General features: G+C 43.0%; 13 protein-coding genes. 8 read left to right on the top strand and 5 right to left on the bottom strand.

Translation table 11 applies throughout. From position 1 onward, the window contains the following. Positions 1 to 23: 23 nt before the first annotated feature. The 4 genes from rplK to HXT48_RS01205 all read left to right on the top strand — a co-directional run bounded on the left by rplK (position 24) and on the right by HXT48_RS01205 (position 3,912). Positions 24 to 455 (top strand): 50S ribosomal protein L11, encoded by a 432-nt coding sequence (rplK, locus tag HXT48_RS01190; protein WP_004118588.1) that lies wholly within the window; start codon positions 24 to 26, stop codon positions 453 to 455. Positions 456 to 469: 14 nt separating this feature from the next. Then, positions 470 to 1,165 carry a 50S ribosomal protein L1 gene (gene rplA, locus HXT48_RS01195; protein ID WP_004106273.1) on the top strand — a complete coding sequence of 232 codons (696 nt, stop codon included), beginning with the start codon at positions 470 to 472 and terminating at the stop codon, positions 1,163 to 1,165. 858 nt (positions 1,166 to 2,023) lie between these two features. Then, complete coding sequence (locus HXT48_RS01200) at positions 2,024 to 2,569, top strand: peptidase (RefSeq protein WP_421793100.1); 546 nt, start codon at positions 2,024 to 2,026, stop codon at positions 2,567 to 2,569. Positions 2,570 to 3,405: 836 nt separating this feature from the next. After that, the gene (locus HXT48_RS01205) at positions 3,406 to 3,912 is read left to right on the top strand and encodes a hypothetical protein (RefSeq protein WP_219705468.1); all 507 of its coding nucleotides are present in this window, start codon (positions 3,406 to 3,408) and stop codon (positions 3,910 to 3,912) included. Between the two features lie 30 nt (positions 3,913 to 3,942). Here HXT48_RS01205 and HXT48_RS01210 read toward each other — a convergent pair whose 3' ends face one another. Together HXT48_RS01210 and HXT48_RS01215 are read right to left on the bottom strand one after the other, a co-directional pair. Then, positions 3,943 to 4,548: a hypothetical protein gene (locus tag HXT48_RS01210; protein WP_012914472.1), complete on the bottom strand. Its 606-nt coding sequence runs from the start codon at positions 4,546 to 4,548 to the stop codon at positions 3,943 to 3,945. Between the two features lie 67 nt (positions 4,549 to 4,615). After that, positions 4,616 to 5,089, bottom strand: a complete 474-nt coding sequence (locus HXT48_RS01215) for a RelA/SpoT domain-containing protein (RefSeq protein WP_219705471.1) — start codon at positions 5,087 to 5,089, stop codon at positions 4,616 to 4,618. A gap of 46 nt (positions 5,090 to 5,135) precedes the next feature. Here HXT48_RS01215 and HXT48_RS01220 point away from each other — a divergent pair, with 46 nt between their 5' ends. Then, positions 5,136 to 5,597: a Panacea domain-containing protein gene (locus tag HXT48_RS01220; RefSeq protein ID WP_012914471.1), complete on the top strand. Its 462-nt coding sequence runs from the start codon at positions 5,136 to 5,138 to the stop codon at positions 5,595 to 5,597. A gap of 192 nt (positions 5,598 to 5,789) precedes the next feature. Here HXT48_RS01220 and HXT48_RS01225 read toward each other — a convergent pair whose 3' ends face one another. After that, positions 5,790 to 7,151 (bottom strand): PucR family transcriptional regulator, encoded by a 1,362-nt coding sequence (locus HXT48_RS01225; protein WP_004109186.1) that lies wholly within the window; start codon positions 7,149 to 7,151, stop codon positions 5,790 to 5,792. Between the two features lie 15 nt (positions 7,152 to 7,166). Then, positions 7,167 to 9,197 (bottom strand): DUF6020 family protein, encoded by a 2,031-nt coding sequence (locus HXT48_RS01230; protein ID WP_012914470.1) that lies wholly within the window; start codon positions 9,195 to 9,197, stop codon positions 7,167 to 7,169. Between the two features lie 102 nt (positions 9,198 to 9,299). Here HXT48_RS01230 and HXT48_RS01235 point away from each other — a divergent pair, with 102 nt between their 5' ends. Further along, a complete protein-coding gene (locus tag HXT48_RS01235) occupies positions 9,300 to 10,202 on the top strand; it encodes a biotin--[acetyl-CoA-carboxylase] ligase (RefSeq protein WP_012914469.1) in 903 nt (300 codons plus the stop codon). Between the two features lie 326 nt (positions 10,203 to 10,528). Here the strand turns inward: HXT48_RS01235 and HXT48_RS01240 are convergent, their stop codons facing one another. Further along, the gene (locus HXT48_RS01240) at positions 10,529 to 11,179 is read right to left on the bottom strand and encodes a biotin transporter BioY (RefSeq protein WP_012914468.1); all 651 of its coding nucleotides are present in this window, start codon (positions 11,177 to 11,179) and stop codon (positions 10,529 to 10,531) included. Between the two features lie 205 nt (positions 11,180 to 11,384). On the opposite strand from HXT48_RS01240, the gene HXT48_RS01245 reads away from it, so the two are divergent. After that, complete coding sequence (locus HXT48_RS01245) at positions 11,385 to 13,298, top strand: biotin carboxylase N-terminal domain-containing protein (RefSeq protein ID WP_004109191.1); 1,914 nt, start codon at positions 11,385 to 11,387, stop codon at positions 13,296 to 13,298. After that, a complete protein-coding gene (locus tag HXT48_RS01250; RefSeq protein WP_004109195.1) occupies positions 13,295 to 14,941 on the top strand; it encodes an acyl-CoA carboxylase subunit beta in 1,647 nt (548 codons plus the stop codon). Before HXT48_RS01245 ends, HXT48_RS01250 begins: the two co-directional genes overlap by 4 nt. Positions 14,942 to 15,007: the final 66 nt, after the last annotated feature.

Genomic DNA, 15,007 nt, shown 5'->3' on the forward strand with positions numbered 1-15,007 from the left:
GTACAAGAAAGAAGAACCATATTATGGCTCCGAAAAAGAAAGTCTCCGCGCTTATTAAGCTCGAGATTCAGGCTGGTAAGGCAAATCCAGCCCCACCACTGGGTCCAGCATTAGGCTCCCACGGCGTGAACATCATGGACTTCTGCAAGGCCTATAACGACCAGACGAAGGACAAGATGGGGCAGATTGTCCCAGTAGAGATCACCGTTTATGAAGATCGTTCCTTCACCTTCATTTTGAAGACCCCACCAGCCGCTGCTTTGTTGCTTAAGGCTGCTGGCATTCAGAAGGGCACCGAGAATCCATTGACTCACAAGGTTGGTTCTGTGACCAAGGCTCAGGTGCGCGAAATCGCCGAAATTAAGATGCCTGACCTCTCCGCACGTGACGTCGAGGCCGGTATGAAGATCATCGCGGGCACCGCTCGCTCGATGGGTATTACCGTTACCGACTGAAAGGGAGTGTAGAAATGGCTAAGCGTTCTAAGAAGTATCGTGAAGCGGCTGAGAAGATCGACCGCAATAACCTGTACACCCCAGCTGAAGCAATTGCTTTGTTGCAGAGCATGCCAAAGCACGCTTTCGACGAGTCCGTTGAGGCTGTTATGCGCCTTAATGTGGATCCTCGCAAGGCTGATCAGTTGGTTCGTGGCGTTGTGAACTTGCCAAACGGCACCGGTAAAACCGCTAAGGTTTTGGTGTTTGCTCGTGGCCCAAAGGCTACTGAGGCTCAGGAAGCTGGCGCCGACATCGTTGGTGATGACGAATTGATCGAAAAGGTTGCCGGTGGCTTCCTTGACTTCGATGCAGTTGTTGCAACCCCAGACATGATGGGTAAGGTTGGTCGCTTGGGTCGTGTTCTCGGTCCTCGTAGCTTGATGCCAAACCCAAAGACTGGCACCGTGACTATGGATGTAGCCAAGGCTGTTGCTGATATTAAGGGCGGTAAGATTGAGTTCCGCGTGGATCGCCAGGGCAACCTGTCCTTCCTCTTCGGCAAGCTCTCCTTCGATGCTAAGGCTCTTGAAGAGAACTTCAAGGCTGTCGCAGACGAAATCCGCCGCTTGAAGCCAAGCACCATCAAGGGTCGTTACATTACTAAGGTAACTGTGACTTCTACGATGGCTCCTGGTGTTCCAGTGGATATTGCAAGCATCGCTGCCTGATTTATTGCCTGCGTAGCTTATGCGAAAGCATGGCTGGTAAGTAGTAAATTAAGTTTAGAACTTATAAACGCTGAAAATGTACTCTTTTGAGTCATGTTTTCAGCGTTTTTGTTACTTGCGTTACTGCATTTCTGCGTTAATAACGAATAATTGATGTTTTGCGTTACTGGCGCAGTACGCTATCTGCATTAATAACGAATAGGTGATGGGAGAGGTTACGCCTCTAGAGAGTTCGCGGCGCATGTAGGCGCGCGGCGTGTCGTCCAGGAATGGCTGTTTTGCAACGTTTTGCGGCGCGACGGCCTGCTTGAGTGTAGCATTGCGCGCACGAAAGCAATTCGGAGTGCCGAGCTTGCTCAAAGTTGAAAGTCCAGTGGACTTTCAACGCAAGCGAGGACTGCCTGAGTCAGTAAAGACGAAGGCAGGGTAGATTTGTGTGGTATTGCATTGGGAATTCGGTCGCGCTTACGCAAATGTAGTTTCGGCGTGTCGCACAAGAGTGGCTATATTGCAACGGTTTTGCGGCTGGTTGGGGGAGTATTCAGGAGTTTTCTGAGAGTTTTCTGGGAAAAATCTTTAAAAACCTTGAAATTGATATTTTTACGAAAAGTAACGCATAATACTGTATTTTTTATTCTTAAAAATAGTTTGACTGAAATATTTCCGTAAAAATATAAATGTTTTCTGTTAATGAGTTGTGCGTCTGCTCTTGACTTTTTCGAACGGGGGGGGGTATGTTAATAACAGCTTTCAGCTAGATGCTCTATCTGAAAGTTTATCCACAAGAGATTGATTTTGTGGGTTTATGTTTTTCACCATGTGTTTTAAGCGTGGTGGAGAAGAAGAAAGGAAAATATTATGTTGAATAAGAAGGCTATCGCCGCATTCGCTGCTGGCGCAACTTTGCTTTCCGGTCTCGCTTTCGCGGCTCCAGCTTTCGCTGAGGGTGCCGGTGATCAGACTACTCCAAAGACTGATCAGACTACTCCAAAGACTGATCAGACTGCTAACGATGATGATAATTGGCAATATGAGACTGAGGACCCTGGTGCTCTTGCTGATCGTTTGAATGCTGAGAAGGCTGCTAAGGTTGCGGCTGACGAGAAAGATAAGTATGAGCATACTCCATTTGGCAATATGGACACGGATTACAAGAAGTGTGTGAAGCTTTACGGTGAAGATGCTCTCGAGTGCAAAGCTGTCGCTGACTACCTCAAGCGTCATGGTCAGAAGGTTGATGACAAGGCTAACGACAAGAAGTCTGATAAGAAGTCTGAAGCTAAGAAGTCTTCCGAGAAGAAGGCTGCTCCATTGGCTAAGACCGGTGCTGCTGTAGCTTTGGCTGCTGTTGCTGCTTCTGTGCTTGCTGGCATGGGTGTTGCTCTTCGCAAGATCCGTCACTAAGCTTTTAGCACATTAAGTGTGTTGATTGTTTAATGATTTGTGAGCGCACTGTATGTGAGTATGGTGCGCTCACTTGTTAAATCTTTCACTCAACGTGCTGCGAATGCTGTTTAGTGTTTTGTGGCGGGTTTGCTTTCGGGCTTTTGCATGATTCTACTGTTTTGCCAAATCTCTTTCTTCACGGTAGTGTTGTGCGCTGGTTTTCGGGGGCGTGACTGTTGAGTGTTTGGCTGGCTTGTTTGTTAGGGAAACGAGTCGGTTTTGTTAAAGGGCTTGGGTTTGGTGCTACTAGGGGCATCAGTCTCCAAGCCCTTTTTCGTATGTGTAAAGAGATTGTGCATAATGTACAGTAAGCATAGTAACTTATTAAATACGATTTGAAAACGAAAGTTTTGCGGGCGATGCATTTATGCGTCGCCCGATTTTTTATTTACTGGCCTATAACCCATAAATTATCTTCCTTTTTTAACAGTCTTAGGAATTGCACATTAGTGGCACGCGCGCTTTTAATTATATTATTTGCGTTTTTACTGTGTATTACAATAGCTGCAGTTGTTAGTGATAATATTCAAGACTCAAAGCAAACATATTCTATTATTAATATTTGTGTAGTGTACTTAATATTACTTTTATTGTTTCTTATTTATTTAAAATTTAAGAACAATAAAGTTCTATTTTTAATACCTTCTATCCAGGTTTATCTATATTTTTGTATTTCTGCATATATTTATTATGATACAACTAAGGGTTTGCCAGAATGTTATAAATCGCTAGCAATGTTCATTCTATGGTTTATACCATTATGTCTTTTAATATATAGAAGCGTTAGAATTTTTTTGGAAAAGCAAAAATCATTGATTTTTGGCCTATCAATATTTATTACACTTTTGGGATTTATAAATGAGTCTAATTGGCCTGTAGTTACTTTAATAACAGCATGCATTGTATTTTTGCTTAAATTGGAAAATTTACAGATTCTATGTAAAGGGATATTTGATATAAAAATAGAAGATTCAGATAGTAATAAATATAAATTGATTGTCATTAATATTATGGCAGTAGTTTTTGAAGCAATGTTGTATTTATCTTTGAAACTTTCTGAGTATTTATCAGAATTATTAAATTGGATTTATGATTGCTCCAATGTTAGTGGTGGTACAAAATTGCCAAATAATGAAATTATTACAGAACATATGTGGTTAGGATTTTACAGGTTTATTATTTTATCTGTTATTTTCATTATTGTATGTAATCTTTTTCAAAGTAAGCAGAATACCATCTCATCATGCATAAAGAATATATTTGACTGCGAAGATAACACACAGGTGAATAAGAATTCATGATTATTATCCCAATTTTCATTCATTCATTGATTAATTAATAAGTTCTTCTACTTTTTCAATGAATTTTTCTATGTTATATAAGTAATTAGGGTAAGTATCGTTTAGCTGTTCTTCGTTTTGTGCATAAATAAGTACGCTGTTCAAGTCAGTTATATCTGATGTTTGAGCACTTGACTTATTAACTGTTAAGTTTTTATTTACACTACTGTTATCGATTTCTGCATCCTGAATTTTGTTATCTTCACCGTTTATGCTGCTATTTTCTTTGCTGTTATAATTCGTTATGGCTTTTTCTACACAATCCATAGTGTATGAATGTATGGTTAATTCTTGCGTTTCTCGCGATAACTCCAATAGGTAAAGCCCTTCGCCGCCTTGTGTACTATTTTTTTGCATATTAATAGTTACACTATTGCGCGCAGCTTTAAGATCTTCAATAATTTCTTTAAAATCATTGTTTGTCCGCACTGAATTTGCGAGTTTTTTCTTAGACTCACTGCAAGAATCATCATCATTTTCACAGCAATCAAATAACTTAGAGATTACTTTGAAGAATTGTAAGCAAGATTGTATTCGAGTATTACCTTCACTTATCAAAGTAGGATCTTTGTATTCTACATTATCTATCTCACTCATAGCTTCTACTGCTGTTGACCAATAGTGTTGAAGCTTGGTTCGTATTTGTAGTTCAATCCTATATTGTCTATCTATTTTTTTCTTGGTTTAATGTTTGTTTTACGATTACGTGCAGTGACCTGTATCCGGATTCTTCTGGATTTTTTATATAGTCTTTCGTTTTCTTAATATCGATTTCCCCAGCTTCTTTAAGATTAAGAATTTCATCATAAACTTTGTAAACTTCACTCACAGAATTTACAATCGCCCTACACCCTGCAATGTCATCTATTGCACCAAGCTCAAAATTTCCATTGCTGCGGTATAACTTTTTAAGTATTGATTCTTTGCGTTTAAGACGATACGTAGCCATTGCGTCTGGGTACTTATTTATGATTCCAACAAGTTTTTTGAAAAAGATTTGTGCTGGTTCTTCATGCTGATGGCGCCATGTGTTGAGGATGGATATCTGCTTGCCATACTCTTCTGAGTTTTGCTGATCTCTCAATTCCTTAAGTATTTCGCCAGCTGCGTTAGCTTGCTTTCGGCTAATTATCGTCATACGAATATAATATATAACTTGTATGTTTTATAAAAGGGAGGTGCGTATGACAACAATCTTTAACGTGGCATCGTACATCCTTGATATTACTGGAACTATTACCACTATGAAGCTGCAGAAGCTAGCTTACTATTCGCAAGCGTATTCTTTGGCTGCTACTGGGCATCCGTTATTTAACGAGGATTTTCAGGCATGGAGGAATGGTCCTGTTTGCCCGGAATTATTTGCATTGCATCGTGGGAAGTTTTTGATTCGTAAAGGTGAGCTTGTAATTCCCAATACTGAGAAGCTTCAGGATAATTCTTTAACAGATGTCCAAAAGATTCTTGTGGAAAAGGTATGCGAAAAGTTTGCTGGATATTCTGGTAGTGATTTGAGTGCTATGACACATAGTGAAGATCCATGGAAGAATGCTTATGATGCTACTAATAGTTCGGCAATATGCGTTCAAAAAATTACTAAAGATTCTTTGAAAGATTACTATTCAACTCATAATTTTTTGCGGTAAGCGCTGCGTAGTAGGAGATGTGCAGTAAGAGCTGCATTTTCGATATGTAATACACTTCTACTTATGCGTTGTCTAAGCGACCAAAACAGCACGTGCGTGAGTAGTTTAGGTCGCCTACGCAAGAAAATCCGGTCTAAACATCACGCGCGCGAGTAGTTTAGGCCGCGCGTCTTTATTGTCGTGCACTTCGTTTTAGTGCGAATCACGAATTCTGCCAATTGTTATAGCTGTTTGCAGTACATAAGCGGCGCGCGGATCCGTAGCATCCCATCCTGTAGTTTGCGCAACTTTACGTAAACGGTAACGAACAGTATTTGGATGCACATTAAGTTCGTGTGCTGTTTGGTCAAGAGCTCCACCAAAGCGTAAGAACATGTCAATAGTTTCCAGAGTCGGATCGTCATGATTGTAAGGAGCCAAACTTTGATACACCTTGTTGTAAAGAGTATCAAAAGCTGTGGCATCGCCAATAAGCGCTCGTTCTGGAAGCAAATCATCTGTGTGAATGATTTGCGGCAAATGCTTTACTGCTGGAGCAACAGCAATCGCGGCAAGAGTAGCAGTAAGAGCGGAAGAAATCTGCTCAACGCCTTCAACCATGCTGCTAACACAAATCGTCTTATGAGAATTCTCAAAAACTTTGCACAGCTTCTCTAAAGCCTGATCGCTAGGATTTTCGCGCACAGCAAGCAGAATAATATGAGAAGGCGCTGCAAAAGTAGAAGAATTTTTCGTAGATGCTGATATCAGTGCTTGCGTTTTTTGCCAAGCTCCCGTAATGCGCTGCAAAGCACTACTTTGTGTGCGCTCAACTATTGCATCATACGCATTGCAACTACCAAGCTGTGGCCAAATATTTCGACGCAAAGTGTCAGTGTTATCAGGTGGAATATCTGGTGCTGGCTTGCGATTTGGTCCGTCATCTGGCTTAATTGCAGTGCCGAAAGTTCCTGCAATAACAATAACTTTTGGCGAATCTGACCATTGAAGTAAATGCATGAAAGCGTCAATACGAGCGTCTGCAATACCATTCATTAAACACGTGGCAATAATCGAGTGTAATTGCAAGCGCATCGCCGCGTCAAAAACTTGGCCATCACGATTGTCGAAAATTCTAAGCGGTTCCGAGCTAGTTGATTTTTGCGCGCTGGGCAATGGAGTAAAACTCGGTGAATTATTACCTTTAGTATTTTCAGAAGATTGACTTGAATGACTCGAACGACTTTGATTTGATGAAAGACGATGCCACAAGTGGTGTTTGTGCTTTTCTTCGTTTTCTTGCTCTGCTTTAGATTGCTTTGCTGTAGAAGAGCTTTCTTGATCATTTGATACAGCGTTTACTTGCGTTTTGTTTAACTGTTGATTTTCAAGAGAATTGGCAATATTAGAATCCTCCGCGTGCTTTTCTGCTGCCTGTACGCTTGCTAGTATCGAAAGAAAATCGTTACTAAGTAAGCTGTTTCCTGCAAGTTTATCTTCATAATTTTCTTCGGACATAACAGAAGAAGCAGCGCTGCTATCTTGCGCAAACTGAGGTGTATTCTTCTCGTCCATCTTATGCCTTTGATCCTAACATTCTCTACTATTATAGCGCGATTGAGTAAAAGTATCTCGCCAAAAAGTAAGTGCTACAAAGCAGAAAACAAAAGCTAACGGTAGCATGTGTCGCTCAAAATTATTAGCTGGAGCAAGAATCATAACTCCAACCAGCAAGGCAAGTGGAATGTGCCATAACAATGTGCGCCAACGGCGAAGAATAATTTCTGCAACACCAATAAGTAGTGTAAAAATAACGAAAGTATTTCCGTGAATTGGCCAACTTAAAACAGGAATATCACTAAACGTGCTAATATCTTCTGCAAATTTAGTTCGCCACTTAGGATTCCAATATTTAATCCAATCAGATTTGTGTATGCTGTCAGTGTCTATGTAATATTCTGGCCCAACATACGGGCGGTCAAAAATATCAAAGTATCCGTAAGTCTTCGCAAGAAAAGCGTCAGTTGCAACGAGTGGACTATGCGTAATCATTTGCCACCAAGCGAAATCTAATTTACGAATATTATCTTTAGTAACGTATCGCCAACGATAACTCACTTTTTTAGACTGCAATCCGGAAGATTTCACAGGGTCTGCGTCATAAGGTTTGTATGCTTCTGCAGTTTGATCCAGATTAAAAATTGGTGCAATAATGCGCTTTGCACTACGCGGTATGCTATGCGGATCGAGCTTAGCTATACGTGCAATTTGTTGTAACTGAATGCCGCGACTCTCAATAGGATCGCCGCTAATAATAGCACCGCTCGAAATAAGCATAATTAACGAGCCGTGAATCACAACGATTGGAAGCAAAATTCCGCAAACCCACAAACGCCAGCGTTTGCGCTCAAAAATAATCAAAAGCACGAATTGAACAACCAGAATATACCAAGCGTATTTTGCAGCAATAAGCATTACGCACACTGAAACAATTAATTCCAAAACAGTGTGAAGTCTAGGCTTTTGCGCATTTGGCTTTGTGCTAGGTGTATTTTTAGTGTCCTTCGCATGATAGCAATTAGTTAACTCGTAATTTATACCAAACCACCAAACAAAAGCGAACGCAAAAAGCGGAGATTTTGTAAGCGCAATAGTTGAGCACAACACAAGCGGATTAAGTAAAAACATAAGCAGAATAACGAATCTTGCAAAAGTTGTTGTGCTGCAATTTGTTGAGCTAGATTCTGCATCAAGCCAAGGTTTGTTTAAGAAGCGGTGTGCTGTTGCAGAAACGCACCATGCTGCAAATACAAATTGTGCAAAGGCAAGAACTACAATTCCAGCGTCGTTTGAGTCGGTAAAGTATCTGGAGACTGCTGTTGTTGCGCCATAAATAACAGTTAGAACAATGTTGTGCTGATTTGTTAAATAAGTTGGATAAGTTGGCCACAAGTAGTGCGCAGTTGGGTAAATATCCATTGGGACAAAGCTAAAGAAGCCGATATAAGGCTGATCTAAGCCTGTAATTTTATTCCAAGTCCAACTGTACTCGCGAATTTGCGAGCATATATCTGCACCGTATGCGGCAAGTAACGTAGCTGGAACCCAAATCCAGCCCACGAAAAAAGTAAGAAGTAGGTTTCTTCTGTTGCGAGTGGAGTGGTTAATGAACCATTTAGCGCAATTAAAAAATAGTTTTGCAAATTTTAAAAGAAAATGCGAAATATTGCGGAAAATAGTGTGTTTAGTAGTAAATTTTTGTAATTTTGACTGTTTTTTATTTTCGCTATTTTTTCTTAACGCAATTGACTTTATTAATTTCGTAAAACGTTGATATTTAGGCAAAAACTTTTTATTTTTACCGTAGTAAATAAGCGCAGTCAGTATTAATGCGTATATTATGAAGGCAGCAACGAAAATAAAAGCATTAACCAACGAAAAATCAGCGATTGATCCTAAATGAACTTTAATATCTTGACTGCGGAAAATTGGTCCCAAGCTAGTGCAAAAAGCAAGTACAAAGCATAGCAAAGCAGCAAGAGTGTAATCTAAAAAACGTGCTACAACAGCACGCAATTTGCGCGGCTTCTTGTACTGCGTTTTGCGACGTATGCGCTCCATGTGTTAACACCTGCTTAATTGATGCCTAGCTATTTTGTTTGCTATTGCGCGCAAAACATGCAATGACGCGCGCAAAAATATAATCTGATGTAAATTATACATATGACTATTTTTTCTTCGCAAAGTGTGGCATTGATGCCGCAGACATCAGAAGTAGCAGATTTGGTAAAATATTTCGCAATTACAGATTCTACGCAAAATATTGCGCGAGAAATGATACAAAAAGGCGAAATAATCGCGCGAGATGACGGAAAGCCAACAATAGTTGCGATTGTGGCATACGAGCAAACAGCAGGAAGAGGACGATTAGGGCGTGCGTGGGTAAGTCGGCCGGGAGAAAGCTTTTTAGTTTCATTCGTAACGTTGCTGCCGAAGTCAATTGTTATGGACGCAAGTCACAATGGCTGGCTGCCTATTATTGCAGGGCTTGCAGCTCGTGACGCACTTCTAGAAACGTTTAAAGAGTGCGGAAGTTCGCCGATACACGGTGATGCTTGCGCGATAAAACTTAAATGGCCTAACGACGTGTTTTTGCACGATTGTAAAGAAGGCGGAATCTTAACAGAAATTGTAGCCGATCCAAGCAAAGACAATGTTGTTGGAGTAATTTTTGGAATCGGATTGAATTTGTGCGTGCCGCAAGAAGTGCTGCCAATTAAGATGGCAACTTCGTTGCAAATGCATATGACTGATTTGCCGGAATCTAAAGAATTGCGTGATACGATTGCTGCAAAAATAGTTACTGGATTGAGGACGAGATTGTGCGATTTTATGCGTGATTATCCAAGTAACGCTGCCGATTTGCTTAAAGAGGTAAATGGTGTGTGTTGGACGCTTGGGCGCAAAGTGAACGTGCATCCGGTTGATGGAAGCGTTGTGACAGGAACTGCTGTGCGGCTTGGAGAAGATGCGTCGCTTACAATTCGTGAGGCATCTGGCGAGGAAATTGTGGTAAAAAGTGGCGATGTGCACGCGGTTGCGTATGAAGCGCGACGACATGCTTGAGCGCAGCACAGCGCGCGAAAGCAACTCGGAGCGCCGAGCTTGCTTAGAGTTGAAAGCACGGTGTGCTTTCAACGCAAGCGAGGTCTGCCTTCGTCTCGATTGACGAAGGCAGGGCAGATTCGCGTGGTAGTTCATTAGTAATTCGGCTGTGATTGGCGTGCGCTGACGACATGCTTGAGCTCAGCAGCGAGCGCTTAAAGCGCAAGCGTCAGCTGTTTGCTAGTTATCTCAGTCAAAGAGCAAGTGCGCGGCAATCTTATACAAAACGGCATTCCTTTTACAGTCGTGTAAAGGAAATGCCGTTTTTCTGCAATATAACGTTTCTGCTACGCACGCTTTTTGTTAAGTGCGTTGTACAAGCCGGAGCAAGCCGCGCTCGCAACAAAAGCCTTAATCAAATCGCCAATCATGAAGATAATCAAGGTTGCGGCGGCAGTTGAAAGTGGCATGCCAGTTAGGTAGCTTTGGCCGAAAATGCCGAATGCGTAAATCACGATCGTGCCGATTATAGAAGCTACAGAGTAAGTGCAGAAGCGTGCGAAAGTCTTCTTGAAGGAGTTTTCTGGCATCATTGCGTCAAGAGCTACGTCAAATACGCGCTTCAAAGCTGCAGTTGCGGCAACGCCAAATATGAAACCGGCTAAGAATCCTGCAGTAGGGCCAACAAAAACAGCCCAGCCGCCCTTAAAGCCAGCAAACACAGGCAAACCTGCCGCACCAACAGCAAGATACATAACTACAGAAGCTACGCCTTCTCGCCAGCTCAACGTTAAACCAATAATGCACAAAACAAGAGTTTGCAACGTAATAGGCACAGGAGTAATAGGAAGATAAATTGCGCCTGCCATGGTAGAAAGAGCCAAAAGCACAGTGAGAAGCGCTGGCTTTGCAAGCCATGCTGCAGCTACTTTCAACTTATTTGCAACGTTTGAATTTGCTGATGCTGTTGCTGCATTATTTTGATCTATGTTGGTCATGAAAACCTTCTTTTGGTTATTTCCGGTTTGCCGTTTGCAGCTAATAGGTTGTCAATTAAACGGTTTTGCCGGTTGTTTTCCGTTTCGCTAATCACATTACGTGTTATAAAAATCATGTGCATTGGAGAAGTGTACAAAATTTTGCTCTAGCTTTTGTGTATGTCGACTCATCCGTAAACGCAACTTTTCTAATATCTTGTAACGTATGGTTACGAATATCAAAAAAATCCTCATCGCAAACCGCGGTGAAATTGCCTTGCGAGTTATTCGCACGGCTCACGAAATGGGCATTTCTACCGTTGCTATTTACGCACCGACTGATCGCAACGCGCAGTTTGTAGAAATGGCAGACGAAGCGTACGCACTTTCCGGAGACACATATCGCGATACTTATTTAAACGAAGATGCGATTCTTGACATTATTAAAAGAAGCGGCACGGATGCTGTGCATCCGGGTTACGGTTTCCTTTCGGAAGTTGCGTCTTTTGCGAAAAAAGTTAACGATGCTGGAGTTATTTGGATTGGTCCTCGTCCGGAAGCGCTTATTGATTTGGGAGATAAGATTACGGCTCGTCGCGTGGCAGTTCGCGCGAAAGTGCCGCCAGTTCCAGGAATTTCGGAGCCTGTGAAAGATATTCGAGAACTTTTAACTTTTGCGCAAACTCACGGCTATCCAGTGATGATGAAGCGCACGGATGGCGGCGGCGGACGCGGCATTACAGTCGTTCGTAACGATGACGAGTTGCGAGGCTTTTATATGAATCACGACGCTCTTCAAGGCGGCGACTTAGACGAATATTTTATTGAGCGTTTTATTGACAAAGCTCGCCACGTAGAAACGCAGTGCGGCCGCGACGCTCACGGAAATTTCACCGTATATTCCACGCGCGATTGCTCGGTGCAGCGCCGAAACCAAAAGTTGGTTGAGGAAGCTCCTGCACCGTTCTTGACTGACGATGAAAAGGATCAGCTTTACCGATATTCTCGTAACCTATTTGAAGCTGTTGATTACGTTGGTCTTGGCACGTGCGAATATATGGTGACTTCTCAGCATAAAGTCTACTTCTTGGAAGTTAATCCGCGATTGCAAGTTGAGCACACGGTTAGTGAGGAAGTTAGTGGACTTGATTTAGTGCGAGAACAGCTCAATATTGCTGACGGCGGCGAGTTGATTAAGGATCCAGAGCCTCGCGGACACAGCTTCGAGCTTCGCATTACTTCGGAAGATCCTGCTACGAATTTGACTCCAAGTTCCGGCACTTTGACGAAAATAAAGTGGCCTTCCGGTCCTGGTATTCGCGTCGATTTTGGTGTTGAAGTTGGCGATAATATTTCGCCAAAATTCGATTCGATGATGGGCAAGCTTATTATTACTGCGCAAAGTCGCGAAACTGCTGTTGCTCGCGTGCGTCGCGCTTTGAAGGAACTTTGTATTGAGGGCGTGCCAACTCCTGCGAAACTTTTTGAGCAGATTTTTAACGACCCTGAGTTTACTGCGGAAAATCACAGTTTTGATGTGTCTACTAAGTGGATGGAACGCAAGTATTTGAACCGCGTTCCTGCAGCTTCTTTGGGCGGTCAGCCGGCTTCGCTTGTTTCTGGAAAGTCTGCGGATGAATCCGAAAATAAGCAGCCTGCAATGGAATCCTTCATTATTGAGGTTGATAATAAGCGCGTAAAGCTTACGATTCCGCAAGATATTGTTGACAATTTGACCGGCTCTGCGCGAGTTCGTAGCGTTTCTAGAGCTTCGCAGCCTTTGCGTGGACGTTCGCTTCGCGGAAGTACTCACAAATCTGAAGAACAAAAGCAGATTCCTGGCGTAATCGCAGCACCTATGCAAGCTGTTATTACGCGCGTGAATGTGGCTGAAGGTCAGCAGGTTGCCAAGGGTGATTTGCTTGTGGTGCTTGAGTCTATGAAAATGGAAAATTACGTTTACGCTCCTGCAGCTGGTACTGTTACTGGAATTTTTGTGGGTCCTGGTGACGGCGTGGAATCGGGTGCAAAGCTTGTGACGATTGATCTTGCTGGAGATAAAAGCGCGGATAAGAGCGCAGATAAGTCTTCTGAATCTTCTGAAAAGTCTTCTGAAAAGCCGGAAGGAGAGCAGAAATGAGTACTTTAGCAAAAGAAAAGTCTGAAATCTCTGAAACTTCAGCGAAAATAGTTAATAACTCTTCTGTTAATAGCTCTGCTGACGATACAAACTTGCAGCCTCGTCGCGGAAAAGCTGCAGTTCAGCACGCAGCACAACTTGCTCGTGACGCAGAACAAAAAGCTTTAGAGCGTCAGCACGCAAAAGGTAAAAGCACTGCTCGCGAGCGTCTTGACTTGCTTTTTGACACCGGCTCATTCGTGGAAATCGGACGTTTTAACGGCGGTGACATAAATAACGACGTTGCCGGATGCGCTGTAATCACCGGCTTTGGCGAAGTTTATGGCAGAAAAGTTGCAGTTTACGCACAAGACTTTTCTGTGCGCGGTGGAACTTTAGGCAAAGCTGAGGGCGAGAAAATCTGCCATCTTTTAGATATGGCTGTTGAACTTCGCGTGCCAGTTGTTGCCGTAATTGATTCCGGCGGCGCTCGCATTCAAGAAGGCGTGAGCGCGCTTATGCAATACGGGCGTATCTTCAAAAAAACTTGCGAAGCGAGCGGCTTGATTCCGCAAATCTCAATTATTCTAGGTCCTTGCGCTGGCGGTGCTGTGTATTGCCCTGCGTTAACAGATTTGATTATTATGACTCGCGAGCACTCAAATATGTTCGTAACTGGTCCGGATGTTGTTAAAGCTGCAACCGGCGAGGCTATTAGCATGGACGATTTGGGCGGCGGTCTTGTGCATAACGCAACTTCCGGTGTCGCTCACTATTTGGGAGAGGATGAAGCTGACGCAATCGACTACGCGCGCACAGTTTTGGCTTATTTGCCATCTAGCTGTGAGGTAGAGCCTCCAACTTTTGCCTACGCTGCAACGCGCGCGGATCGCGAAACTGCGCGCGAGTTGGTGAATATTGTGCCGGATAACGACCGTCAGCCTTACGATGTGCTCGACGTGATTCGCAGAATAGTTGACTACGGTGAGTTCGTGCAAGTGCAGGAATTGTACGCTGCGTCTGCAGTGGTTGGTTTTGCTTGCATTGAGGGGCATCCTGTTGGAATCGTAGCAAATCAGCCGAAGGTGAACGCTGGTATTTTGGATGTAAATTCTTCCGAAAAAGTCGCGCGATTTGTGCGATTGTGCGACGCGTTTAATTTGCCTGTGGTGACTTTGGTTGATACTCCAGGTTACAAGCCTGGTTCAGATCAAGAGCACGCAGGAATTATTCGCCGAGGTGCGAAAGTGATTTATGCGTACGCGAACGCGCAAGTTCCGCTGGTTACGGTGATTTTGCGCAAAGCTTTCGGTGGAGCTTATATCGTTATGGGTTCCAAGTCGATGGGTGCGGACGTAAATTACGCGTGGCCAACCAGCCAGATTGCAGTTTTGGGTGCGCAAGGTGCCGTAAATATTATTCACCGCAAGGATTTGCAAAAAGCTAAAGAGCGTGGGCAAGACGTTGCAGCTCTTAGAAAGCAGCTGGTTGACGAGTATGAGGCGACTACTGTGAACGCAAATCTTTCGTTGGAAACTGGTCAGATTGACGCAATGATTGACCCGGAGCAGACTCGCGATATGATTGCCGGCTCATTGAAGCTTTTGCGAAGTAAAAAGCGAGTTTCCAGAACTGGAAAGCATCACGGGAATCAGCCAATGTAAGTGATTTATAAAAATTATAGGGGTTATCAAACTTATAACTAAAAACTATAGAACTTACAAAACTTA

This window comes from Gardnerella sp. KA00127, from assembly GCF_049244125.1.
Lineage (GTDB): Bacteria > Actinomycetota > Actinomycetes > Actinomycetales > Bifidobacteriaceae > Bifidobacterium > Bifidobacterium swidsinskii.